Consider the following 24,555-nt stretch of genomic DNA (forward strand, 5'->3'; position numbering starts at 1 on the left):
TTGTGGTGCTGAATAGAAGTACGGGGATACGCATGGCGCACGCCCGGCGCATCAGCGGAGGCGTGCGCTCCTGGCGGCTGGAAGGGGTTTGTACGTGCAGACTTTCCCGCACAGCACCACAGTGACCCGGACGGCGGTCGCGGTCCCGCCCTCACTGGCGCTCCCGGTGATCGAGTCGGCCTTTCCCCGGCGACTGCATCCGTATTGGCCGCGGCTCCAGGAGAAGACGCGGCTCTGGCTGCTGGAAAAGCGGCTCATGCCGGCGGACAAGGTGCATGAATATGCCGATGGCCTGTGCTACACGGACCTCATGGCCGGCTACTACACCGGTGCCGCCGACGAGGTCCTCCAGGCCATAGCCGACTACAGCGCGTGGTTCTTCGTCTGGGACGACCGCCACGACCGCGACATCGTGCACGGCCGGGCCGGCGACTGGCGGCGGCTGAGACACCGGCTGCACGCGGCTCTCGACGCGCCCAGGCACCATGTGCGCCACCCCGACCCACTGGTCGCGGGCTTCGCCGACTGCGTGCTGCGGCTGTACGCCTTCCTGCCGCGCACCTGGAACCAGCGGTTCGCCCGGCACTTCCACGCGGTGGTCGAGGCCTACGACCGCGAGTTCCGCAACCGTACCGAAGGATACGTACCCGGCGTCGAGGAATATCTCGCCCTGCGCCGCCTGACCTTCGCCCACTGGATATGGACGGACCTGCTCGAGATCAGTGCCGGGTGCGAACTCCCGGACGCCGTGCGGAAAGACCCGGCCTATCGCCGGGCGGCCTTCCTCAGCCAGGAATTCGCCGCCTGGTACAACGACCTGTGCTCGCTGCCGAAGGAGATAGCAGGCGACGAGGTCCACAATCTCGGGATCAGCCTCATCACCCATGAGGGGCTGACTCTCGAAGAAGCGGTGGACGACGTCAGGCGGCGCGTCGAGGAATGCGTCGTGGAATTCATCGACGCCGAACGGGACGCCCTGCGGCTCGCCCGTGACATCGACGACGGAACCGCCCGCGGCAGAGAACTCGGCGCCGCCGTCCGCAGTTGCGTCGGCGCCATGCGCAACTGGTTCAGCTCCGTCTACTGGTTCCACCACGAGTCCGGCCGGTACATGGTCGACAACTGGGACGACCGGTCCACGCCCCCGTACGTGACGAACGAAGCGGCAGGTGAGAAATGACCGTCGAGTCGGTGCAGCCCGCGACCCCCGCAACGACCGCGCTGCGCGAACCGCCCCTGGCCCCGGGTGCCGTACCGGTCCTCGGACACGGCCTGAGACTGGCGCGCGACCCGCTCGCCTTCATGTCCGGGCTGCGCGACCACGGCGACATCGTGCGTCTGCGGCTCGGCCCCAAGACGGTGTACGCCGTCACCACGCCCGCGCTCACCGGCGCCCTGGCCCTCAGCCCCGGTTTCAGCATCGCCGGCCCCCTGTGGGAGTCCCTCGAGGGCCTGCTCGGCAAGGAGGGCGTGGCCACCGCCAACGGCTCCCGGCACCGCCGTCAGCGGCGCACCATCCAGCCCGCGTTCCGGCTCGACGCGATACCGCAGTACGGGCCGGTCATGGAGGAGGAGGCGCACGGGCTCACCGAGCGCTGGAAACCCGGCGAGACCATCGACTGCACCTCCGAGTCCTTCCGGGTCGCCGTCCGTATCGCGGCCCGCTGTCTGCTGCGCGGCGACTACATGGACGAGCGCGCGGAACGGCTCAGCACCGATCTCGCCACCGTCTTCCGCGGTATGTACCGCAGGATGGTGCTCCCGCTCGGACCGCTCTACCGGCTGCCGTTTCCGGCCAACCGGGAATTCGACCGGGCACTGGCCGATCTGCATCTGCTGGTGGACGAGATCGTCGCCGAGAGAAGGGCATCTGGTCAAAAGCCGGACGATTTGCTGACGGCATTGCTGGAGGCGAAGGACGACAATGGCGAGCCCATCGGGGAACAGGAGATCCACGACCAGGTCGTCGCGATCCTCACCCCCGGCAGCGAAACAGTCGCGTCCACCGTCATGTGGCTGCTCCAGGTCCTCGCCGCGCATCCGGAACACGCCGCGAGGGTACGGACCGAGGTCGAATCCGTGACCGGTGGCCGGCCGGTCGGATTCGAGCACGTGCGTGCGCTGAGGCACACCAACAATGTCGTCGTCGAGGCCATGCGGCTCAGGCCCGCCGTATGGATATTGACGCGCCGCGCGGTCACGGACGCCGCACTCGGTGGCTATCGCATTCCGGCCGGGGCGGACATCGTCTACAGCCCGTACGCCATCCAGCGCGACGCCCGTTCCTACGCCGGCCACCTCGACTTCGACCCCGACCGCTGGCTGCCGGAGCGGGCCGGTGAGGTGCCGAAGTACGCCATGAGCCCGTTCAGCGTGGGCAACCGCAAGTGCCCCAGCGACCACTTCTCCATGACCCAGCTGAGCCTGATCACCGCGGCGGTCTCGGCGAAGTACCGCTTCGAGCAGGCCGCCGGATCGGACGAGAGCACCCGCGTGGGCATCACGCTGCGCCCGCAGAACCTGCTGCTGCGGCCGGCGCCCTGGTAGGCCACCGGTACCGGCGCGCGTTCAGGCGGCCCGCGGGCCCCGGAACGCGCGCCGGTAGGCCTGGGGGGTCGTGCCCAGCGCCCGCACGAACTGGTGACGCAGCGCCGCGGCCGTACCGAACCCCGTCCGCCAGGCGACGGCGTCCATGGTCTCGTCCGTGCCCTCCAGCAACTCCTGTGCCAGCAGCACCCGCTGGCGCAGGATCCACCGGTACGGAGTGGTGCCCGTCTCCTGCTGGAAACGCCGGGCGAAGGTGCGCGGCGCCATGTGGGCACGGGCGGCGAGCTGTTCGACGGTCACCTCCCGGTCGAGGTGCGCCTCCATCCAGGCCAGCACCTCCCCGACCGTGTCGCAGGGAGCCTTCGGCAGGGGACGCTCGATGAACTGCGCCTGCCCGCCGTCCCGGTGGGGCGGCACGACCATCCGGCGGGCGATCTTGTTGGCCACCTCCGGGCCCTGTTCCTTGCGCACGATGTGCAGACAGGCGTCGATGCCTGCGGCGGTGCCCGCGGAGGTGATGACCGGGTCCTCGTCCACGTAGAGCACGTCCGGCTCGGCCCGGAGCCGGGGATGGGCCCGGGCGAGCTGCTCGGCGTGATGCCAGTGCACCGCGCACCGCCGTCCGTCCAGCAGTCCCGCCGCGGCCAGCACGAACACACCGGAGCAGACGCTGAGCACCCGGCTGCCCCGGTCGACGGCCCGTCGCAGCGCCGTCAGCAGTTCCTCCGGGAACGCGCGCTCCGCGTAGGCCCGCCCGGCGGGGACGGCGATCAGGTCGGCCTCCTCCAGCCGCTCCAGCCCGTACGGGGTGGACACGGTGAACCCGCAGTGGGTGGCGAGCGAGGGCCCCTCCGCGGAGACCACGGCGAAGTCGTACACGGGCAGTCCGTCGTCGCTGCGGTCGATGCCGAACACCTCGCACACGACACCCAGCTCGAAAGGCTGCACCCCGTCCAGCAGCACGGCGGCCACGTTCTTCAGCATGCGGCCAGTGTGCCTCAGCGATGGCAGTAATTCGAGGGTCTACGGCAGTCCTGCCACTCCCGGTCAGGAGTGTCCGGCGCGACAGTGGTGTCCATGAACGGAAACCAGATCGAAGGTCTCATCGGACTGCTCACCACCCTCGGGATCCTGGTCCTCCTGATCCTCCCGTCCGCACTCGGCGTCGTGCGCGACCGGCGCATCGACCGCCAGCTCAGGGAGGTCCAGGAGGACCGGGGGGCCGGGAGGGATCAAAAGTCCTCGTCCAGGTCGACCGTCCCCTCCACCGCCACCTGGTACGCCGACGGACGGCGCTCGAAGAAGTTCGTCAGCTCCTGAACGCCCTGGAGTTCCATGAAGGAGAAGGGGTTCTGCGAGCCGTACACCGGAGCGAAACCGAGGCGCGTGAGGCGCTGGTCGGCGACGCACTCGAGGTACTGGCGCATGGAGTCGGTGTTCATGCCGGGAAGGCCGTCACCGCACAGGTCGCGGGCGAACTGGAGCTCGGCCTCGACGGCCTCCCCGAGCATGTCGGTGACCTCCTGCCGCAGCGCGTCGTCGAACAGCTCCGGCTCCTCCTTGCGGACGGTGTCGACGACGTCGAACGCGAAGGACATGTGCATCGTCTCGTCGCGGAATACCCAGTTGGTGCCGGTGGCCAGGCCGTGGAGCAGACCGCGGCTGCGGAACCAGTAGACGTAGGCGAAGGCGCCGTAGAAGAACAGGCCCTCGATGCAGGCGGCGAAGCAGATCAGGTTCAGCAGGAAGCGGCGGCGGTCGGCCGCCGTCTCCAGCCGGTCGATCTTCTCGACCTCGTTGATCCACTTGAAGCAGAACCCGGCCTTCTCCCGGATGGAGGGGATGTTCTCCACGGCGGCGAACGCGGCGGTGCGGTCGTCCGGGTCGGGGAGATAGGTGTCCAGGAGCGTCAGATAGAACTGGACGTGGACGGCCTCCTCGAAGAGCTGCCGGCTCAGATAGAGCCGCGCCTCGGGGGAGTTGATGTGCTTGTAGAGCGTCAGCACCAGGTTGTTGGCGACGATCGAGTCGCCGGTCGCGAAGAAGGCGACCAGCCGGCCGATGAGGTGCTGCTCCTCCGGCGTCAGCCGGGCCAGGTCGGCGACGTCGGAGTGGAGGTCGACCTCCTCCACGGTCCAGGTGTTCTTGATGGCGTCCCGGTAGCGCTCGTAGAAGTCGGGGTAGCGCATGGGGCGCAGCGTCAGCTCGAAGCCCGGGTCGAGGAGCCGGGTGGTACGGGTGGTCATTACTGGCAGGCCTCGCAGGACTCGGGGTTCTCCAGGGAGCAGGCGACCGCGTCGGGGTCGGCGGCCTGCTGCACGGGGATGGCGGGCTGCGCCTGGGCGGCGCGGGCGATGCGCGTCGCGGGGCGCGAGCGCAGGTAGTACGTCGTCTTCAGCCCGGACTTCCAGGCGTACGCGTACATCGAGGAGAGCTTGCCGATGGTCGGCGTCTCCAGGAACAGGTTCAGCGACTGGGCCTGGTCGAGGAACGGGGTGCGGGCGGCGGCCATGTCGATGAGGCCGCGCTGCGGGATCTCCCAGGCCGTGCGGTACAGCCGGCGCACCTCCTCGGGGATCCAGGCGAATTCCTGCACCGAGCCGTTGGCGTCGCGCAGCGCCTCACGGGTGCGGGCGTCCCACACGCCGAGGTCCTTCAGCTCCCGCACCAGGTAGGAGTTGACCTGGAGGAACTCACCGGACAGCGTCTCGCGCTTGAACAGGTTCGACACCTGCGGCTCGATGCACTCGTACACCCCCGCGATCGAGGCGATCGTGGCCGTCGGGGCGATGGCCAGGAGCAGCGAGTTGCGCATGCCCGTCCGCGCGATGCGCTCGCGCAGCGCGTCCCACCGCTCGGGCCAGGTGAGGGCGACGTCGTAGTGGTCGGGGTGGAGCACCCCGCGGGCGGTGCGGGTCCGCTCCCAGGCGGGCAGCGGGCCGTTGCGCTCGGCGAGCTCGGCGGACGCCTCGTAGGCGGCGAGCATGATGCGCTCGGCGATCCGCGTGGACAGGGCCCTGGCCTCGGCGGAGTCGAAGGGCAGGCGCAGCTTGAAGAAGACGTCCTGGAGGCCCATCGCACCCAGGCCGACCGGGCGCCACCTGGCGTTGGAGCGGCCCGCCTGCTCGGTCGGGTAGAAGTTGATGTCCACCACGCGGTCGAGGAAGGTGACGGCCGTCCGGACCGTCTCGTCCAGCCGCTTCCAGTCGATGTCGCCGTCGCGCACGAAGGCGCCGAGGTTGACCGAGCCGAGGTTGCAGACGGCAGTCTCGCCGTCGTCGGTGACCTCCAGGATCTCCGTGCAGAGGTTGGAGGAGTGGATGACGCTGCCCGGCTCGGCGGTCTGGTTGGCGGTGCGGTTGGCGGCGTCCTTGAACGTCATCCAGCCGTTGCCGGTCTGGGCGAGGGTGCGCATCATCCGGCCGTACAGGTCGCGCGCCGGGATCGTCTTCCTGGCCAGCCCGGCCGCCTCGGCCCGGCGGTAGGCGGCGTCGAACTCCTCGCCCCACAGGTCGACCAGCTCGGGCACGTCGGCGGGCGAGAACAGCGACCACTGCCCGTCGGCGTTCACCCGGCGCATGAACTCGTCCGGCACCCAGTGCGCCAGGTTGAGGTTGTGCGTGCGCCGGGCGTCCTCGCCGGTGTTGTCACGCAGCTCCAGGAACTCCTCGATGTCCAGGTGCCAGGTCTCCAGGTAGACCGCCGCCGCGCCCTTGCGCCGGCCGCCCTGGTTCACCGCGGCCACCGAGGCGTCCAGCGTCTTCAGGAACGGCACGATGCCGTTGGAGTGCCCGTTCGTGCCCCGGATCAGCGAACCGCGCGAACGGATGCGGGAGTACGACAGACCGATGCCGCCGGCGTGCTTGGAGAGGCGGGCGACCTGGTGGTAGCGGTCGTAGATGGAGTCCAGCTCGTCCAGCGGGGAGTCGAGCAGATAGCACGACGACATCTGCGGGTGCCGGGTGCCGGAGTTGAACAGGGTGGGGGAGGAGGGCAGGTAGTCCAGGCGGCTCATCAGCCGGTACAGCGCCGCGACCTCGTCCACGGCCCGGATCGTGTCGTCCTCGGCCAGGCCGCTCGCCACGCGCAGCATGAAGTGCTGGGGCGTCTCGATGACCTTGCGGGTGATCGGGTGCCGCAGCAGGTAGCGGCTGTGCAGGGTGCGTAGGCCGAAGTAGCCGAACCGGTCGTCGGCCGTGCCGTCGACCAGCGCGTCGAGCCGCTCGGCGTGCAGCCGGACGAACGCGGCGGTGCGGTCGGCGATGAGGCCCTCGCGGTGCCCGACCGCGACGGACCCGGTGAAGGACGTCACGCCCTGCGAGGCGGCCTCGTCCCGGATCGTGAGGGTCAGCAGCCGGGCGGCCAGCTTCGAGTACGCGGGGTCCTCGGAGATCAGGCCGGCGGCGGCTTCCGTGGCCAGCTCCCGCAGCTCCGCCTCGTCGGCCCGCGCGGACCGGCCGCGCAGCGCGGCGGCGGCGACCCGGCCGGGGTCGGCGTCGGGCAGGTCGGCGGTCAGCTCGGTCAGGGTCCGCAGCAGCGCGGTACCGGGGCCGTCGGTCTTCAGTTCGGTGGCTGAAGCCGGGTCGGCTGGCGCGATGGTCACGTGGGGCTCTCCCTCGCTCGGCACGGGGCCTGGCGGAGGGCAGGGGCAGCCACGAGCGCACACGGCGTCGCGTCCACCGGCCCACTCCACGAGGCCCGGACGTCACAGGCACCCGGACCGGACGGCCGGGCGCGCTGTCGGCAGGACCTCGGACTGGAACAGGCGTGCGGAAACACGCGAGTACACCGTTGCGGGACAGTTCCGGACTCGCACCGGATTCCCCTGCGGCGACAGCGAGCATGAGCATACATCTGGTGCCGGGCTGTCGTGTCACCCCCAGATGTTGTGTCGGTCCGGTGCCGGAGGGGCGACTCACGGGCTGGAGGGCGCCCCCGCCGGGACCGGTCGACGGGGGCGGCCGCACACGGCGTCGGGACACGGGGGGAGGGCGCGCGGCGGCGGTCCGTGGGGGATGCGGGGGCGGCGGGGGAGGGTGTGCGGCGGTGGCCCGCGAGGGTGCGAGGGCGCGGGGGATGGCGCGCGGCGGTGCTTCGCGGGGGGTGCGGGAGCGCCGGGGAAGGGTGTGCGGCGGTGGTTCGCGGGGGGCGTCGGGGGACGGTGCGCGGCGGTGGTTCGCGGGGGCGCGGGGGACGGTGCGCGGCGGTGGTTCGCGGGGCGCCGGTACGGCAGCGGGCCGCCGGAGGGTGACCTCCGGCGGCCCGCCGGGATGTGCGGTGCTCTCCGCGGGAGCCTCAGTGGGCGGCGCCCGCGGTGGCCGGCGGCAGCTCCACCTGGACGCCCGGGTCGCCCGCGTCGGCCGTGTAGTCCTCCGGCCTGGTCTCGTCGACGCCCTCGGGGGCCTTGACGGCCTTCAGGACGAAGGTCAGGACCACGGTCACCGCCACGTTGAGGACGAACGCCGTGAGGCCGATGTAGCCGATCTCGCCGATACCGGGGATCTCCTTGGCGTTGCCGCCGAAGTGCTTCTGCGTTGGCGAGGCGATCCCGTACGCGGCCAGCGTGCCGTAGACCATGCCGACCGCCCAGCCGGCGAGCAGTGCCCAGCGGTGGAACCAGCGGGTGAACAGGCCGCCGACCAGGGCCGGGAACGTCTGGAGGATCCAGATGCCGCCGAGGAGCTGGAAGTTGATGGCGACCGTCTTGTCCATGGTGAGGACGAAGGCCAGGGCGCCCACCTTCACCAGCAGCGACACGATCTTGGAGACCCGGGTCTCCTGCTGCGGTGTGGCGTCCGGCTTGATGAAGTCCTTGTAGATGTTGCGGGTGAAGAGGTTCGCCGCCGCGATGGACATGATGGCCGCGGGCACGAGCGCGCCGATGCCGATCGCCGCGAAGGCCACGCCCGCGAACCAGTCCGGGAACATGTCCTCGAACAACTGCGGGATCGCCAGCTGCCCGTTGGTGACCTTGACCCCGGCCGCGATCGCCATGAAGCCCAGCAGCGCCAGCAGGCCCAGCATGAGGGAGTACAGCGGCAGGATCGTGGTGTTGCGGCGGATCACCTCACGGCTCCTGGACGACAGGGTCGCGGTGATCGAGTGCGGGTACATGAACAGGGCCAGCGCGGAGCCGAGGGCCAGCGTGGCGTACGTCCACTGGCCCCCGGGGGCCGGCACGACCCCGCCCACACCCGTGGCCGAGAACTTCTCGCCGGCCTTGGCGAAGATGTCGTCGAACCCGCCCAGCTTGACCGGGATGTAGATGATCGCCACCGCGATGACGATGTAGATCAGCGTGTCTTTCACGAACGCGATCAGGGCCGGGGCGCGCAGCCCGGAGGAGTAGGTGTACGCCGCCAGCACACCGAAGGCGATCAGCAGCGGCAGGTCCTTCACGAACCAGTTGGTGTTCTCGCCGCCGCCGACGCCCATCACGTCCAGCACGGCCTGGATGCCGACGAGCTGGAGCGCGATGTACGGCATCGTCGCCAGGATGCCGGTGACGGCCACCGCCAGCGACAGCCCCTTGGACCCGAACCGGCCGCGCACGAAGTCGGAGGTCGTGACGTACCCGTGGCGGTGCGAGACCGACCACAGGCGGGGCAGGAAGGTGAAGATCAGCGGGTACACCAGGATCGTGTACGGCACCGCGAAGAAACCGGACGCGCCCGCCGCGTAGATCGCCGCCGGTACGGCCACGAAGGTGTACGCCGTGTACAGGTCGCCGCCGAGCAGGAACCAGGTGACCCAGGTGCCGAAGGACCGGCCGCCCAGGCCCCACTCGTCCAGGGTCTGCTCGTTGTCGGTCCTGCGCCAGCGCGCGGCCAGGAAGCCCATGACCGTGACGGCCAGGAAGAAGAAGATGAAGACGCCGAGCGCGACGCCGTTGACGCCGTCCTTCACTTCGCCGCCTCCTCGTCCCGGCCGGCGGCGGACCTGCCGCGGGCACGCTGGTCGCGCTGCCACAGCTGGTACGCGAGCATCGTGAGCGCGGTGGAGATCAGCACCCAGAGCATCTGGTACCAGTAGAAGAACGGGATCCCGACGAACGTGGGATCCGTCTCGGCGTACGAGCCGACCCACAGCATCGCCACGAAGGGCGCGACGAGACACAGGGCGATCACCACCCTGGCCGGTGTCACCACCGGTGGCCTCACTTCAGGCGTTTCGGACATGCCACGGCTCCGTCCCCTCGCTGATCACCTGGGTAATGCGCAGGCAATCTAGGTGACGGCGTCGTACCAGTGGAAGCCCTCGTCCGCATATCGGTATACCGATTCGGCGAACGCGCCCCCGCTCCTACTCCGCGGGCCGCTTCAGCCGCGCCACGAACTTGTACCGGTCCCCGCGGTACACCGAGCGCACCCACTCCACCGGTTGGCCGCTGCGGTCCAGGGAGTGCCGGGAGAGCATCAGCATGGGCAGGCCCACGTCGGTGCCGAGCAGCCCTGCCTCGCGCGGGGTGGCCAGGGAGGTCTCGATGGTCTCCTCGGCCTCGGCGAGGTGGACGTCGTAGACCTCCGCGAGCGCGGTGTACAGCGAGGTGTACTTCGCCAGCGACCGCCGCAGGGCCGGGAAGCGCTTGGCCGACAGATGGGTGGTCTCGATCGCCATCGGCTCGGCGTTGGCCATGCGCAGCCGCTCGATGCGCAGCACACGCCCGCCGGCGGTGATGTCGAGCAGCCCGGCGAGCCGGTCGTCGGCCGTGACGTACCCGATGTCCAGCAGCTGCGAGGTCGGCTCCAGGCCCTGGGCCCGCATGTCCTCGGTGTAGGAGGTGAGCTGGAGCGCCTGGGAGACCTTGGGCTTGGCCACGAAGGTGCCCTTGCCCTGGATGCGTTCGAGCCGGCCCTCCACGACCAGTTCCTGGAGTGCCTGGCGGACCGTGGTGCGGGAGGTGTCGAACTCGGCGGCCAGGGTGCGCTCGGGCGGGACCGGCGTGCCCGGCGCCTGCGTCTGCGTCATGTCGAGCAGATGCTTCTTCAAGCGGTAGTACTTGGGCACGCGCGCGGTACGGACGGTCGTGCCTGTTTCGTTCTCCGCACTGCTGACGTCGGTGCTCATGCTCTGCCTTCCCGGCTCCGAGTGCCGAAAGCGACCGACATCCCATCGGCCACGGCACACATCGTGGCACGGGTTGCCGTGTCGGGACTCCCCCCGCACGCTCCGTGATCCCCTCTGTATACCGTCGCGCCCCCTGTTGGTCTAGTCCATCGAGGGCGCCGGAGACCGCGGGCGACGGCGGGCCCGTCCCCGCGTCGCACGCCTCCCCGTCTCCCGTACCCCTGTTCCCCGGCTAGATCCCCTGCCACTCCGGCTTGTTGGCGTACGTGTGCCGGAAATAGTCGGCCAGCTTCAGCTTGGACGCGGCGGCCTCGTCGACGACTACCGTGGCATGCGGGTGGAGCTGGAGCGCGGAGGCCGGGCAGACCGCCGCGACCGGGCCCTCGACGGTCGCGGCGACCGCGTCCGCCTTGCCCTCGCCGGTGGCCAGCAGCACCAGGTGCCGGGCCTCCAGGATGGTCCCGATGCCCTGGGTGATGACGTGGTGCGGAACCTGCTCGATGTCGCCGTCGAAGAAGCGGGCGTTGTCGATCCGGGTCTGCTCGGTCAGCGTCTTGATCCGGGTACGGGAGGCGAGCGAGGAGCACGGCTCGTTGAACCCGATGTGCCCGTCGGTGCCGATGCCGAGCAGTTGCAGGTCCACCCCGCCGGCCTCGACGAGCGCGCGGTCGTACGCCTCGCACGCCGCCTGGACGTCCGGCGCCGTGCCGTCCGGCCCCACGAACGCGTCGATGTCTATGCCGAGCGGTTCCAGCACCTCGCGGCGCAGCACCGAGCGGTAGGACTCGGGGTGGTCGGCGGGCAGGCCCACGTACTCGTCGAGCTGCGCTATCCGCGCGTGGGAGGCGTCCACGGCACCGGAGCGCACCTTGGCGGTCAGTGCCTGGTAGACGGGCAGCGGGGTCGAGCCGGTGGCCACACCGAGCAGCGCGTCGGGCTTGCGTCGCAGCAGCTGCGCCAGGGCCTCGGCGATCAGCTCGCCGCCCGCCGCGGCGTCCGGGACGATGACAACTTCCACGCTGGGCCTGCCGTTCTGAAGGGGGCTGTATCCGTCTCCATGTGGTTTAGACCAATCTAGCAGAACCGGTGTTCCCGGGCGCGGGGGAAAAGGGGCGGGGAGAGCAGGTGTGCGGGCACGTTCCGGCCCGCCCGCGACGGCGCGAGCCGGGAGCGGCCGGCGGCCCTCGCGGAAATTGCCATGGCCATCTGGCCCCACGAGTGACCCGGGCGGGCTAGGCTCTCTGGCATCGCGTGCCAGTGGTCCGCGGCGTTCGCCCCCACCATGGACACGCCCTCATGGTCTAGTCCACAATCCAAGAGAACAGGTCTCCGTCTTCCCCGCACAGGAAGGCGGACCGAGGAACCGGGCTCTCTGCCCTGACTGTCCCGGCTCCTCGACCTTCGGCCGACCGGGACCGCACACCCCACGGCCGATGATGCTCCGGGCTGCGGTGCCGGGAGGGTTGAGGGTCCCTTCCAGGCGCCGCGGCCCGCGGGTGTTTTTCGGCCACCCGTGAGGCCCCGGGTACGCTCGCACACGTGCCCTCCATGAACGAACTCGTACGCCAGCACACCGCCCTCGACGACTCCGACCTCGAGTGGCTCCACCTGCTGGTCTCGGAGTGGCAGCTGCTCTCCGACCTCTCCTTCGCGGACCTCGTCCTGTGGGTCCCCACCAGTGACGGCACCCGGTACGTGTCGGTCGCCCAGATGCGCCCCAACACCGGCCCCACCTCCTACCAGGACGACATGGTCGGCCACCTGGTCCCGCGCGGCCGGCGGCCCATGCTGGACGCGGCGCTCGACGAGGGCCGGATCGTGCGCGAGGGCGACCCGGAGTGGCGCGAAGAGGTCCCGGTGCGGGTCGAGTCCATCCCCGTGCGCCGGGAGGGCCGCGTCCTCGGCGTGATCGCCCGCAACACCAACCTGCTCACCGTCCGCACGCCGAGCCGGCTGGAACTGACCTACCTCCAGAGCGCCTCCGACCTCGCGCAGATGATCGCCGCAGGTTCCTTCCCGTTCCCCGACCAGCAGGTCGACATGGACGCCTCCCCGCGTGCCGGTGACGGTCTGATCCGGCTGGACGCGGACGGCATCGTCCAGTACGCCTCCCCGAACGCCCTGTCCGCCTACCACCGCCTCGGTCTCGCCGCCGACCTGGTCGGTCACCACCTCGGCCGGACCACCGCCGAACTCGCCCCCACCCGGGGCCCGGTGGACGAGGCGCTCGCGAAGGCGGCCAGCGGCTGGGCGCCGCGCGAGTTCGAGATCGAGGCCCACGACGGGGTCATCCAGTTCCGGGCCATCCCGCTCAAGCCCAAGGGAACCCGCATCGGCTCACTGGTGCTGTGCCGGGACGTCACCGAACTCCGCCGCCGCGAGCGCGAGCTGATCACCAAGGACGCGACCATCCGGGAGATCCACCACCGGGTGAAGAACAACCTCCAGACGGTCGCCGCCCTGCTCCGGCTCCAGGCCCGGCGCATCGACTCCGAGAGCGGCCGGGAGGCGCTGGAGGAGGCGGTCCGCCGGGTCGGCTCCATCGCCATCGTCCATGAGACGCTGTCTCAGAACCTGGATGAGCGGGTGGAGTTCGACGACATCGCCGACCGGGTGCTCGCGATGGTCGCCGAGATCTCCCCGGGCAAGGTGACCGGCCGGCGCACGGGACGGTTCGGCATACTCGACGCCGAGGTCGCCACCCCGCTGTCGATGGTGCTCACCGAAGTGCTCCAGAACGCACTGGAGCACGGCTTCCGCGAGGGGGACACCGGCACGGTCGAGGTCTCCGCGGTGCGCGGCGGTACCACCAAGGAGGCCCGGCTCCTGGTCACGGTCCAGGACGACGGCGTCGGTCTGCCCGCGGGCTTCGACCCGCACAGCTCGGGCAACCTCGGTCTCCAGATCGTACGGACGCTCGTCGAGGGCGAGTTGGGCGGCACCTTCGACATGGTGCCGGCGCCGGGGCGCGGGACTCGGGTGATCCTGGACGTCCCGGTGCGCGCGGACAAGTGAGCCCGGTCGCCTCACCCGCCGGCGCACCGGCCGCGCGGGGGACCGGGCACAGCAAAAAGCCCCGGACCGCCATTGGTCCGAGGCTGATGCTCGTTGCTGCTCCGCTGTGTCGCTAAGCGCATCGGGGGATACTGCGCGCTGCGGCTCGGGGGCGGGAGAAGCGTGCGTGCTGCACGCGCCGCCAAGCTCAGGCCGTCAAGGGGGGTGGGATGTCAGGCGGAGGCCTGACGGGCCCGGTTGCGGGCGGCGCGGCGCTTCATGGCACGGCGCTCGTCCTCGCTGAGACCACCCCAGACGCCGGAGTCCTGACCGGACTCGAGCGCCCACTGCAGACACTGCTCGATCACCGGGCAGCGGCGGCAGACGGCCTTGGCTTCCTCGATCTGCAGCAGCGCAGGACCGGTGTTGCCGATGGGGAAGAAGAGCTCGGGGTCTTCCTCGCGGCAAACGGCGTTGTGACGCCAGTCCATGGCTGCTACCTCTCCTTGGTATTACGTGCGGATTGCTTGTGAATGTGAACGCTTTCACGAATCCCTCAACAAGTGAAGGGCCGATCGCCGAGTCTCCCCGGCGTGGTCCTGTGGATTGAAGAGGGGTTCTGGTGATCAGTGGAGGCTGGTGTTGCGGGCCGTCCCGATCGCCACGTAGAGACTCGCAAACCTCAGCGGCGGATACAACCCCTTCCCGAAGATTTTTTTTGATTCCTCGGTGTCGACTAGGTCACAGCCGTACTTCCATGGGGTGGATCCTGGCCTAAACGTTCGAGTGAAAGGACTTTCGCCCGTTCCGCTCACACAATCACACGCAGTGCACGGCGTACGCCTGTGAACGTCACGCTCGTACGCAGCCCCAGATGGTCACCGTCCATCTGAAGGGGCAGAGGCGCCTTCGAATGCAAGGTGAACTGGTCCAGATCGTGCAGCGCGACGGCGTGCTTGCCATGGGGTCCGCGCTCGGGGGACGAAGTGAGCAACTGGGTGCCATACCGGGCAACCGCGGCCGTCGACAGGCGGCTGAGACCGAGCACGTCGATGCCGGCGTCGAACGACGCCCTGGGTGACGTGTACATGGGGCGATTGCCGAGATAGGTCCACGGGGACGTGTTCGAGACTATGGCGACCACGAGATCTGCGACCGGGTCCGCGCCGGGCCGTTCGAGCGTGATCGTGCCGTGCCGGCGGTTCGACTCACCGAGGAACTGCCGGACCACCTGGCGGACGTAGAGCGCGTGCGTCGACTTCTTCCCGCGCTCGCGCTGCTGCTCGACCCGCCCCACCACGCCGGCGTCGAACCCCAGCCCGGCGTTGAAGGTGAACCAGCGGGCCGGTACCGCCTCGTCCTCGGTGCCCCGCGGACCCGAGGTCAGACCGAGGCCGACGATCCGCTCGCTGCCCTCGCGCAGCGCGTCCAGCAGCGCGCCGGTGGCCTCGACCGGGTCGTTGGGCAGGCCCAGGGCACGGGCGAAGACGTTCGTGGAGCCCCCGGGGACGACCGCCAGACCGGGCAGCCGCTGCAGGTCGGGGCCGGCGTGCAGCAGGCCGTTGACGACCTCGTTGACCGTGCCGTCACCGCCGAGCGCCACCACCAGGTCGATGTCGTCGCTCTCCGCCGCCTGCCGGCCGAGGTCGCGCGCATGACCGCGGTACTCGGTGGTGACCGCCTCCAGCTTCATCTCGCTCGCCAGCGCGTGGATCAGGACGTCACGCCTGCGTGCGCTTGTGGTGGTTGCCGCCGGATTGACCACGAGAAGTGCACGCATGCATGGCAGCGTACCTACTGGGGGGTATTGATCCCAGACCGAGGTAGGGAACCGGTAAGAAGCCGGGGGGTGAGCCCGGACACTCGCGCCCGGCGGGCCCCGCCGGCGCGGCAGGGGGCGGGCTACCCTGCTGGGGTGAGCAGTCAGCAGAACCCCGCCCCGGACACCGCCGCCGAAGCCGCCGCAGCCACGGAGCCGCGCCCGCGCCGGCTGACGTACGCGGCGGCCCTGGCCGCGCTGGAGGGGGCCGCCCTGGTGGGCGGCGGTCTCTGGGTGCTCGTCCGGGCGCTCACCGGCGATCCGGACGGCCGGCAGCAGGCCGTGACCCTCGGCATCACCCTGGTCGTCCTCGCACTGCTGCCGCTGCTCGCCGCGCGCGGTCTGCTGCTGCGGCGCGGCTGGAGCCGGGGCCCCGCCGTGATCACGCAGCTGATGGCGCTCCCGGTGGCCTACAACCTGCTCCAGGCCGACAGCATGGCCATCCCGGTCGGCATCGTCCTCGCGGTGGTCGCCGTGGCGGCCCTGGTGCTGCTGGTCAACAGTGAGACGACCCGGGCCCTCGGGATCAAGGGACCGGGCCGGGCCGAGTAGGGCTCACCCCGTGGGGCTCACTCCTCGACGAGGAGCTTCTCCCGCAGCTGGGCCAGGGTGCGGGCCAGCAGCCGGGAGACGTGCATCTGGGAGATGCCGACCTCCTGCGCGATCTGCGACTGGGTCATGTTCCCGAAGAAGCGCAGCAGCAGGATCCGCTTCTCGCGCGGCGGCAGGTCCTCCAGGAGCGGCTTGAGGGACTCGCGGTACTCCACGCCCTCGAGCGCCTCGTCCTCCGCGCCGAGGGTGTCGGCGACCGCCGGGGACTCGTCGTCGGTGTCGGGGACGTCCAGGGACAGCGTGGAGTACGCGTTCGCCGACTCCAGGCCCTCCAGGACCTCCTCCTCGGAGATGGCGAGCTTCTCGGCCAGCTCGTGCACCGTGGGGGAGCGGCCGTGCAGCTGGGACAGCTCGGCCGTCGCGGTCGTCAGCGCCAGCCGCAGCTCCTGTAGCCGGCGCGGCACCCGCACCGCCCAGCCCTTGTCGCGGAAGTGCCGCTTGATCTCGCCGACCACGGTCGGGGTGGCGTACGTGGAGAACTCCACGCCGCGCTCCGGGTCGAACCGGTCGACGGACTTGATCAGACCGATCGTGGCGACCTGGGTGAGGTCGTCCAGCGGCTCCCCGCGGTTGCGGAACCGGCGCGCCAGGTGCTCCACGAGGGGCAGATGCATACGGACCAGCTGGTTGCGCAGTTCCGCGTACTCCGCGCTGCCCGCGTTCAGCTTGCGCAGCTCCACGAACATCGCCCGTGCCCCGCTGCGGTCGTGCGGGGTGTGCCGCGAGATGTGCGGCGCGACGGGCACGGCCTCCGCGGCCGGCGCGTCGTCATCGGGGTGTCGCCCGTGCTCGCTCATCGTCCCGCCCGTAGCCCTTCCCCGAGCCCTCGCTCCCGCGTGGCCTGCGGCGCCGGCACCACCGCGTGCCGGTGGCGGCGCGGCCGGTACCGCGCCGTCGTCGCCGGCCGGCGCGGAGCCGTCCTCCGGGTGCGGTCTGGCCTGCTCGGGGATGCCGTCGATGCCGTCCGCCATGCGCCGGGAGCCGTCCCCGGGGCCCTGCCCCGAGGTGTCGGCTCCGGTGTCACTCTCGACTGCGCCCGAGCGGGGGGACCCCCATGACCAGGGGGCACCCTCGTCCCCGGTCGGCCGCTCCCGCGTGCCGCGCTCTTCGTCCCGCACCGGCCCGTCCCCGTTCCTCACGCCGGCCCGGGACCCGCGCCGCGCTGTTTGTAGAGACTGATCGACACCGTCTTGTCCTCGTCGACGGCGGACGAGACCTTTCCCGCGAGGGCCGACAGCACGGTCCAGGCGAAGGTGTCCCGCGAGGGGGCGTGGCCGTCGGTGGTCGGCGCCGACACCGTCACCTCCAGCGAATCGTCGACGAGCCGGAAGACACAGCTGAGCACCGAGCCCGGCACGGCTTGCTGGAGCAGGATCGCGCAGGCCTCGTCCACGGCGATGCGCAGGTCCTCGATCTCGTCCAGGGTGAAGTCCAAGCGGGCCGCCAGACCGGCCGTGGCCGTCCGCAGCACCGACAGGTAGGCACCCGCCGCCGGCAGCCGGACTTCCACGAAGTCCTGGTTCGCCGCGGGCTCGCCTGCGATCTGGGACACCCTCACCTCCATGGTGGTACAAACTTTACGGGGCCGAGGGTCGCCCCCCGGGGGTAACGCGTACGAGTTCAACCGGTGACGCTATCGCGCTCCGAACATTCCTGTCCCCGGGACCCCAACCCCCCGACGTCACTCACAGTAAAGCTGTGGATACGCTCCGTGTCTAGGGGGTCTGCGGGCCCAAATGAAAAGAGCGCGCGCCGGGTTGGCGTACCCAGGCGTCACCTGCTCGAACCGTCCTGCGGCGACCGCCGCATGCAGTGTCACACGAGAACGCCCCTGTACGGGAAACGCTCAGACGAGGACGTGGTCCACGAAGCACCACTGCCAGTCCTCGCCGGGCTCGAACGTCCGCATCACCGGATGACCGGTCCGCTCGTGGTGCTCCGTCGCGTGACGTCCGGGCGAGGAGTCGCAGCAGCCTACGTGGCCGCAGCTGAGGCACAGCCTCAGCTGCACTGGGTGTGTGCCGTTGCGCAGGCACTCCGGGCAGGTCTCGCCGAGCGGTTCCGGCTCCGGGTGCGGCAGCGCGTCGGCGTGCGTGCACTGTTTCATGATTGCCAGATTACGACGCACGTGCGGGTGGCCGCGCGGAATACGAGGGTGGGCGAAGACCATGGACGTGATGCCCCTGCTGTTGCTGGTGGCGGGCAGCGCCGCGGTGGCCGCGGCGGCCCGGCGCACCCCCGCGCCGGCGCCCCTGCTGCTGGTCGCGGTGGGGCTGGTGGTCTCGGGCATCCCCGGGGTGCCGTCCTACACCCTCGATCCGCACATCGTCCTGCCCCTGCTGCTGCCCCCGCTGCTGTACACCTCCGCCAGTGACAGCTCCTACCTCAGCCTGCGCGCCCAGCTGCGGCCGGTGGCGCTGCTGTCGGTCGGCTACGTGCTCTTCGCGACCCTGGTCGTCGGCTGGGCCGCCTACCTGATCGTGCCCGGACTGCCGCTGCCCGCCGCGCTGGTGCTGGGCGCGGTCGTGGCACCGCCGGACGCGGTGGCCGCCACGGCGGTGGCGCGCCGGGCCGGCCTGCCCTCCCGGGTCACCACCATCCTCCAGGGCGAGTCCCTGCTGAACGACGCCACCGCGATCACCGCCTACAAGGTGGCGCTCGGCGCGGCGGTCGGCGCGGGAGCGACCTGGGCGGGCGGGATCCGTGAGTTCCTGCTCGCCTCGGTCGGTGGCGTGGGGATCGGCCTGGTCCTCATGGCGCCGCTGCACTGGCTGCGCACGCACCTGACCGAACCCCTCCTCCAGAACACCCTCTCCCTGCTGATCCCGTTCGTCGCCTACGGAGTCGCCGAGCAGGCCCACGCCTCCGGGGTGCTCGCGGTCGTGGTCGTCGCCCTGTATCTCGGCCACCGCGCGTGGGAGGTCGACTTCGCCACCCGGCTCCAGGAGGAGGCGGTGTGGAAGATGGTCGCCTTCGTGCTGGAGTCCGCGGTCTTCGCCCTGATCGGTCTCCAGCTGCCGATCGTCCTCAAGCGGCTCGGCGAGTACGAGGGCGCCTCCGCGGCGGGGTACGCGATCGCCGTCTTCCTGGTCGTCGTCGTGACCCGGTTCGTCTGGGTCTATCCGGCCGCCTTCCTGCCCCGGATGCTGTCGGCGCGCATCAGGGCACGCGAGGAGAACCCCACCTGGCGGGGCGCGATGGTCACCTCGTGGGCCGGCATGCGCGGTGTCGTCTCCCTGGCGATCGCCTTCGCCATCCCGCCGACCATGGCCGAGGGGCCCCGCAGCCTGGTCCTCTTCCTGACCTTCACCACCGTCATCGGCACCCTGGTCGTCCAGGGCGTGACCCTGCCGTCGCTGATCCGGCTGCTGCGCTTCCCCGCCCGCGACCGGCAGGCCGAGACCCTCGCCGAGGCCAACGCCCAGGCCCAGGCATCACGGGCCGCCGACAGCCGCCTGGACGAACTCCTCACCGACGACCGCAACGCCCTGCCGCCGCCGCTCGCCGACCGGCTGCGCACGGTCCTGGAGCGCCGCCGCAACGCCGTCTGGGAGCGGCTCGGCCAGGTCAACCCGGTCACCGGCGAGTCCGTGGACGACACCTACCGCCGGCTGTCCCGCGAGATGATCAGCGCCGAACGTGAGGTCTTCGTCAAGCTCCGCGACCACCGCCACATCGACGACGAGATGCTGCGCGCCCTGCTCAGACGCCTGGACCTGGAGGAGGCGGCGGCCTACCGGGAGGCCGGTTAGCGCCCGCCCCCCGGATCCGGCCGGCCGGTCACCACCGCGGCGACCGTCGTCCCGCGCGCGAAGGCGCCCTCCTCCGCCAGGGTGAGAAGTCCGTACAGCAACTTGGCGACATAGAGACGCTCCACGGGCAGTCCGTGCCGCTGCTCGAAGTCCTGTGCGAAAGCCAGCAGTTCCGGTGTCGTACGGGCGTAACCCCCGCAGTGGAAGCGGTCGGCCAGCGACCAGGCGCCGCTGCGGGCGCCGAACGCGCGCTCCTGGAGGGCCTGCACAACGGCCTCCAGGAAGCCGCCCGCGAGAACCGGTACACCGAGCGCGCGTTGCGCGGGCGACAGCCCGGCGGCCAGGCCGGCGAGGGTGCCGCCGGTGCCGCAGGCGACCGCGACGACGTCCGCGTGGCCGCGCAGTTCCTCGCCGAGTGCGCGACAGCCGCGCACCGCCTCGGCGTTGCTGCCGCCCTCGGGGACGACGTACGCCCCTTCGGCACCGGCCGCGCGCAGGATGGCGGCCAGGGTGTCCGGCTCGGTCTTGCGCCGGTACGCCGCTCTGTCCACGAAGTGCAGGCGCATGCCGTCGGCCGCGCACCGGGCCAGGGACGGGTTGAGGGGGCGGCCGGCCAGCTCCTGGCCGCGGACCACGCCGGTGGTCGGCAGGCCGAGCAGCCGGCCGGCCGCGGCGGTGGCCCGCAGGTGGTTGGAGTAGGCCCCGCCGAAGGTGACCAGCGGGCGGCCGTCCGCCGCCGCGATGTTCGGCACCAGCTTGCGCCACTTGTTGCCGACCAGCTCCGGGTGGAGGAGGTCGTCCCGCTTGAGCAGCAACCGCACCCCGCGCCGGGCGAAACGGTCGTCGGCCACCTCGTGCAGCGGGGAGGGGAGGCGGGGGGCGAGCGGGTCGGGGCTGGTCACGGCCCCATTGTCGCCCGGCCCGGCCCGGGCGCGGGCGGAGGGTGACGGGATCCGACGGGACCGTGCTCCGCGGGGCGGGCAGGGCGCGCGGCCCCGCCACGGTGTCAGCTCTTCAGCCGTTCCCGCACCCGCTCCCTCAGCCACGCCATCGTGAACCCCCGCGGATCGACCTTGCCCGGCTGCCACTCCAGGTGCCCGATGACCGACCGTTCCGTCCACCCGTGGTACCGGCACACCGCCGCGGAGACCCGTTCGATCGCGTCCAGCTGAGCCTGCGGCCAGGGGTCCTCCCCGTCGCCGAGGTTCTCGCACTCGAAGCCGTAGAAGTGCCGGTTGCCGTCGGTGTTCGCCTCGTTGTCCGGCGGCAGGCCCCGCTCGGCGATCACCGCGCGCAGCACCTCGTCGTCGCCGAGCCCGGCGTGGTTGGCGCGACCGTAGCCGACCAGGTGGACCGTGCCGTCCTTGGTGATCACGCCGTGGCACAGGGGCCCCGGCAGCGCCGGATAGCCGTCGCGGCACAGCTCCACCGTGCGCGTGCTGCCCTGGGTGACGGTGTGGTGGATCATCACGCCGTGGACGGGTCCCCAGGGTCCCTTGTGGTTGCGGTTGTGGTGCTGCCAGTCGCCGACCTCGACGACCGGGACGCCCTCCGCCCGCAGCGCGTCCAGGAATCCGCTCGCCGACATGGGTGGGGCCATGACCGACTCCTTCGTGCCGTGCCCGTCCGGCCGCCGGTCGCGGCCGATCCGTTCTGCCTGCTTCTACCGAAACCGGACGTCCGGGGACACATGGTTCGTACGCTGTGCGAGCCGATCCGGACAGGCGGCGCATCCGGGGGCCATCGGGGAGGGTCGGGGCAAGTCCCTCATTGTGCCCAGTAATGCGATGATCCATTCCCCCTCTTTCGGGTAATGGTGGGACCACGCACGGTGATGAAAGGCTCGGGCCCGAGACCGGTGCTCCGTGCGACAGGGCACCGGGCATACCTGGGAGGGCATTTCTCTATGTCGGTAGGCGAAGAGGTCCGCACGGATCAGGGCAGGCCGCAGCAGTCCCTCGGGACAGCGGCAGCGCGGAACCTGGCCACCACCACCAAGTCCGTTCCGCAGATGCAGGAGATCAGCTCCCGCTGGGTGCTGCGCACGCTTCCCTGGGTGGACGTCCAAGGCGGCACGTACCGCGTGAACAGGCGGCTGACCTACGCCGTCGGCGACGGCCGCGTCACCTTCGTGAAGACCGGTGACCAGGTGGAGGTCATCCCGGCCGAACTGGGTGAGCTGCCGGTCCTGCGGTCGTACGAGGACGAGGAGGTGCTCACCGAGCTGGCCCGGCGCTGCCGCCGGCGTGACTTCGCGCCGGGTGAGGTCATCGCCGACTTCGGGAACCCGACGGAAGAGGTCTACCTCCTCGCCCACGGCAGGGTGTCGAAAGTCGGCACGGGTCCGTACGGTGACGAGGCCGTCCTCGGTGTCCTCGCCGACGGCGCCTACTTCGGCGACCACGCGCTGGTCGACCCCGACTCCATCTGGGAGTACACGGCCCGCGCGGACACCGCGACCACGGTGCTGGTCCTCAGCCGCCAGGACTTCGAGCAGGTCGCCGAGCGCTCGGACACCCTGCGGGAACACCTCGACCAGGTGCGCTCGCTCCCGCGTCAGCGCACCAACAAGTACGGCGAGAAGGAGGTCGAGCTGGCGGCCGGCCACTCCGGCGAGCCCGACATCCCGCACACCTTCGTCGACTACGAACCCAGGCCGCGCGAGTACGAGCTGAGCATCGCCCAGACCGTGCTGCGCATCCACTCGCGCGTGGCCGACCTGTACAACCAGCCGATGAACCAGACCGAGCAGCAGCTGCGGCTCACGGTCGAGGCGCTCAAGGAGCGCCAGGAGCACGAGCTGATCAACAACCCGGAGTTCGGTCTGCTCAGCAACTGCGAGTACGACCAGCGGATCCAGCCGCACGACGGCGGGCCGTCCCCGGACGACATGGACGAGCTGCTCAGCCGCCGCCGCAGCACCAAGCTGTTCCTCGCCCACCCGCGCGCCATCGCCGCGTTCGGGCGCGAGCTGAACAAGCGCGGACTGGTCCCGGAGACCATCGACATCGGCGGCAACCGCATCCCCACCTGGCGCGGGGTCCCGATCTACCCGTGCAACAAGATCCCGATCAGCGAGGCCCGTACGACCTCCATCCTCGCGATGCGCACGGGCGAGGCCGACCAGGGCGTCATCGGCCTGCGGCAGTCCGGCATCCCGGACGAGATCGAACCGAGCCTGTCCGTGCGGTTCATGGGCATCAACGAGCAGGCCATCATCAAGTACCTGGTGACGGCCTACTACTCGGCGGCCGTCCTGGTGCCCGACGCGCTCGGTGTGCTGGAGAACGTCGAGATCGGCCGGTGGGGGTGACGTCTGCCCACGTCGCGGCCGTGTCCCCGCCGGCACGGGCGGGCAGGCCCCGGGGGTACGCGTCCGGGCGGGCCGGCGACACCGGCGCGCGCGGACCTGGCGAGGGGGGACCATGGCCGAGTTCATGACGGAGACCGGACAGCGCACCCCCGGGGTGCCGCGTCCCGGCGCACCGGGGGAGCCGCGGGAGAGAACCGGGGAGGCCCCCGCGGGACCGCCCGACGGGCACGAGGCGACGGCGCTGCTGGAGCGCACCCGCGCACTCGTCGACCCGGAGCTGCGCGCCGCCGTCGAGTCGCTGCCCGGCTCCCTGCGCCGGATCGCGCTCTACCACTTCGGCTGGCAGCAGGCGGACGGCACGCCGGCGGCGGGCAACGCGGGGAAGGCCATGCGGCCCGCGCTCGTCCTCGCGGCCGCCGCCGCGCTCGGTGGACCGGCGGCCCGGGCGGCGGCCGTCCGCGCGGCGGTGGCGGTCGAACTCGTGCACAACTTCACGCTGCTGCACGACGACGTGATGGACCGCGACACCTCCCGGCGGCACCGCCCCACCGCCTGGACCGTGTTCGGCGACGCCGACGCGATCCTCGCCGGGGACGCGCTCCAGGCGCTGGCGGTGCGGCTGCTCGTCGAGGATCCGCACCCGGCCGCCGTTCCGGCCGTGGCCCGGCTCGCGCGCTGTGTCGTGGAACTGTGCGCCGGCCAGCAGACCGACAGCGAACTGGAGCGCCGCGCCCCGGACGCGGTGACCCTGGACGAGGTCCTCGTGATGGCCGAGGCCAAGACCGGCGCCCTGCTGGGCTGCGCCTGCGCGCTCGGCGCGCTGTACGCGGGCGCCGGCGAGGAGGAGGTGGCCGCGCTGGACGGTTTCGGCCGCCAGGCCGGGCTCGCGTTCCAGCTCATCGACGACGTCATCGGCATATGGGGAGACCCGCAGCGCACCGGCAAGCCGGCCGGCGCGGATCTCACGGCCCGCAAGAAGTCACTGCCGGTGGTGGCGGCGCTCACCTCCGGCAGCCCCGCGGCGGCCGAACTCGCCGCGCTGTACGCGAAGCCGTACCTGGGGGCGGAGGCCGCGACCGGGGAGATCGCGCGGACGGCCCTCGCGGTGGAACGGGCCGGCGGCCGGGACTGGGCGCAGGCCGAGGCGGCGGACCGGATGGCCCGCGCGATGCAGGAACTGGCCCGCGCGGTCCCCGTACCCGAGGCGGCGGGCGGTCTGCTGGCGCTCGCCGAGTTCGTGACCCGGCGGAACAACTGAGGCTGCCGTCCGGCAGTCCCGCCGAATCCGGAGCCCCCGGTGACCGTGCGGCTCCTGACCCCGCACGGTCACCGGGCCTCCGGCCGGGCGGGCCCCGCCCACTCCCACCGTGCGCGGGGCCCGCCGCCCTGCCCGGTCGATGGGCGAGCGCCCTGCGCGTCCTCGGCGACGGCACCTTCGTGCGGTCGATACG

Annotated in this window: 21 protein-coding genes and 1 riboswitch; of the genes, 7 read left to right on the top strand and 14 right to left on the bottom strand. The window is 71.2% G+C overall.

Annotated elements, in window-relative coordinates:
* The first annotated feature begins 94 nt into the window (after positions 1–94).
* On the top strand, positions 95–1,180 hold the full coding sequence (gene cyc1 / locus ABZ117_RS12565) for an epi-isozizaene synthase (protein WP_356819986.1): 1,086 nt from the start codon (positions 95–97) through the stop codon (positions 1,178–1,180).
* Entirely contained in the window at positions 1,177–2,547 is a 1,371-nt protein-coding gene (locus ABZ117_RS12570; RefSeq protein ID WP_356819987.1) for a cytochrome P450, read from the top strand. Before cyc1 ends, ABZ117_RS12570 begins: the two co-directional genes overlap by 4 nt.
* A 21-nt stretch (positions 2,548–2,568) precedes the next feature.
* Here the strand turns inward: ABZ117_RS12570 and ABZ117_RS12575 are convergent, their stop codons facing one another.
* From ABZ117_RS12575 to nagB, 7 genes are all read right to left on the bottom strand, one after another.
* Entirely contained in the window at positions 2,569–3,531 is a 963-nt protein-coding gene (locus ABZ117_RS12575; RefSeq protein WP_356819989.1) for a helix-turn-helix domain-containing protein, read from the bottom strand.
* Positions 3,532–3,779: 248 nt separating this feature from the next.
* Positions 3,780–4,793, bottom strand: a complete 1,014-nt coding sequence (locus ABZ117_RS12580) for a ribonucleotide-diphosphate reductase subunit beta (RefSeq protein WP_356819991.1) — start codon at positions 4,791–4,793, stop codon at positions 3,780–3,782.
* A complete protein-coding gene (locus tag ABZ117_RS12585) occupies positions 4,793–7,150 on the bottom strand; it encodes a ribonucleoside-diphosphate reductase subunit alpha (RefSeq protein ID WP_356819992.1) in 2,358 nt (785 codons plus the stop codon). Before ABZ117_RS12585 ends, ABZ117_RS12580 begins: the two co-directional genes overlap by 1 nt.
* Before the next feature lie 143 nt (positions 7,151–7,293).
* Positions 7,294–7,372, bottom strand: a riboswitch (cobalamin riboswitch).
* 470 nt (positions 7,373–7,842) lie between these two features.
* Positions 7,843–9,453, bottom strand: a complete 1,611-nt coding sequence (gene mctP / locus ABZ117_RS12590) for a monocarboxylate uptake permease MctP (RefSeq protein ID WP_356819994.1) — start codon at positions 9,451–9,453, stop codon at positions 7,843–7,845.
* Positions 9,450–9,725, bottom strand: a complete 276-nt coding sequence (locus ABZ117_RS12595) for a DUF3311 domain-containing protein (RefSeq protein ID WP_356819996.1) — start codon at positions 9,723–9,725, stop codon at positions 9,450–9,452. Before ABZ117_RS12595 ends, mctP begins: the two co-directional genes overlap by 4 nt.
* Before the next feature lie 124 nt (positions 9,726–9,849).
* Positions 9,850–10,614 carry a GntR family transcriptional regulator gene (locus tag ABZ117_RS12600; protein WP_356819998.1) on the bottom strand — a complete coding sequence of 255 codons (765 nt, stop codon included), beginning with the start codon at positions 10,612–10,614 and terminating at the stop codon, positions 9,850–9,852.
* Positions 10,615–10,846: 232 nt separating this feature from the next.
* Positions 10,847–11,632: a glucosamine-6-phosphate deaminase gene (gene nagB / locus ABZ117_RS12605; protein WP_356820000.1), complete on the bottom strand. Its 786-nt coding sequence runs from the start codon at positions 11,630–11,632 to the stop codon at positions 10,847–10,849.
* Positions 11,633–12,153: 521 nt separating this feature from the next.
* On the opposite strand from nagB, the gene ABZ117_RS12610 reads away from it, so the two are divergent.
* A complete protein-coding gene (locus ABZ117_RS12610; RefSeq protein ID WP_356820001.1) occupies positions 12,154–13,629 on the top strand; it encodes a PAS domain-containing sensor histidine kinase in 1,476 nt (491 codons plus the stop codon).
* Between the two features lie 212 nt (positions 13,630–13,841).
* Here the strand turns inward: ABZ117_RS12610 and ABZ117_RS12615 are convergent, their stop codons facing one another.
* The gene (locus ABZ117_RS12615; protein WP_003992873.1) at positions 13,842–14,099 is read right to left on the bottom strand and encodes a WhiB family transcriptional regulator; all 258 of its coding nucleotides are present in this window, start codon (positions 14,097–14,099) and stop codon (positions 13,842–13,844) included.
* Positions 14,100–14,419: 320 nt separating this feature from the next.
* Positions 14,420–15,388 (bottom strand): diacylglycerol kinase family protein, encoded by a 969-nt coding sequence (locus tag ABZ117_RS12620; protein WP_356820002.1) that lies wholly within the window; start codon positions 15,386–15,388, stop codon positions 14,420–14,422.
* Positions 15,389–15,523: 135 nt separating this feature from the next.
* On the opposite strand from ABZ117_RS12620, the gene ABZ117_RS12625 reads away from it, so the two are divergent.
* On the top strand, positions 15,524–15,979 hold the full coding sequence (locus ABZ117_RS12625) for a hypothetical protein (protein ID WP_356820003.1): 456 nt from the start codon (positions 15,524–15,526) through the stop codon (positions 15,977–15,979).
* A gap of 17 nt (positions 15,980–15,996) precedes the next feature.
* On the opposite strand, the gene ABZ117_RS12630 is transcribed toward ABZ117_RS12625, so the two are convergent.
* The 3 genes from ABZ117_RS12630 to ABZ117_RS12640 form a co-directional block, all read right to left on the bottom strand.
* On the bottom strand, positions 15,997–17,178 hold the full coding sequence (locus ABZ117_RS12630) for an RNA polymerase sigma factor SigF (RefSeq protein ID WP_356820005.1): 1,182 nt from the start codon (positions 17,176–17,178) through the stop codon (positions 15,997–15,999).
* A complete protein-coding gene (locus ABZ117_RS12635; protein WP_009190566.1) occupies positions 17,175–17,591 on the bottom strand; it encodes an anti-sigma regulatory factor in 417 nt (138 codons plus the stop codon). Before ABZ117_RS12635 ends, ABZ117_RS12630 begins: the two co-directional genes overlap by 4 nt.
* Before the next feature lie 294 nt (positions 17,592–17,885).
* Positions 17,886–18,146, bottom strand: a complete 261-nt coding sequence (locus tag ABZ117_RS12640) for a UBP-type zinc finger domain-containing protein (RefSeq protein ID WP_356820006.1) — start codon at positions 18,144–18,146, stop codon at positions 17,886–17,888.
* 61 nt (positions 18,147–18,207) lie between these two features.
* Between ABZ117_RS12640 and ABZ117_RS12645 the strand changes: the two genes are divergently transcribed.
* A complete protein-coding gene (locus ABZ117_RS12645) occupies positions 18,208–19,791 on the top strand; it encodes a Na+/H+ antiporter (RefSeq protein WP_356820008.1) in 1,584 nt (527 codons plus the stop codon).
* On the opposite strand, the gene ABZ117_RS12650 is transcribed toward ABZ117_RS12645, so the two are convergent.
* Both ABZ117_RS12650 and ABZ117_RS12655 read right to left on the bottom strand, forming a co-directional pair.
* Positions 19,788–20,693, bottom strand: coding sequence for a pyridoxal-phosphate dependent enzyme (locus ABZ117_RS12650; RefSeq protein WP_356820010.1), 906 nt, complete (start codon positions 20,691–20,693; stop codon positions 19,788–19,790). The genes ABZ117_RS12645 and ABZ117_RS12650 overlap by 4 nt on opposite strands.
* Positions 20,694–20,797: 104 nt before the next feature.
* Complete coding sequence (locus ABZ117_RS12655) at positions 20,798–21,391, bottom strand: N-acetylmuramoyl-L-alanine amidase (protein WP_356820012.1); 594 nt, start codon at positions 21,389–21,391, stop codon at positions 20,798–20,800.
* Positions 21,392–21,697: 306 nt separating this feature from the next.
* On the opposite strand from ABZ117_RS12655, the gene ABZ117_RS12660 reads away from it, so the two are divergent.
* A complete protein-coding gene (locus tag ABZ117_RS12660; RefSeq protein WP_356820014.1) occupies positions 21,698–23,104 on the top strand; it encodes a family 2B encapsulin nanocompartment shell protein in 1,407 nt (468 codons plus the stop codon).
* A 112-nt stretch (positions 23,105–23,216) separates the two neighbouring features.
* The gene (locus tag ABZ117_RS12665; protein ID WP_356820016.1) at positions 23,217–24,362 is read left to right on the top strand and encodes a family 2 encapsulin nanocompartment cargo protein polyprenyl transferase; all 1,146 of its coding nucleotides are present in this window, start codon (positions 23,217–23,219) and stop codon (positions 24,360–24,362) included.
* Positions 24,363–24,555: the final 193 nt, after the last annotated feature.

The sequence above is a fragment of the Streptomyces sp. NPDC006309 genome (assembly GCF_040613095.1).
Classification (GTDB): Bacteria; Actinomycetota; Actinomycetes; order Streptomycetales; family Streptomycetaceae; genus Streptomyces.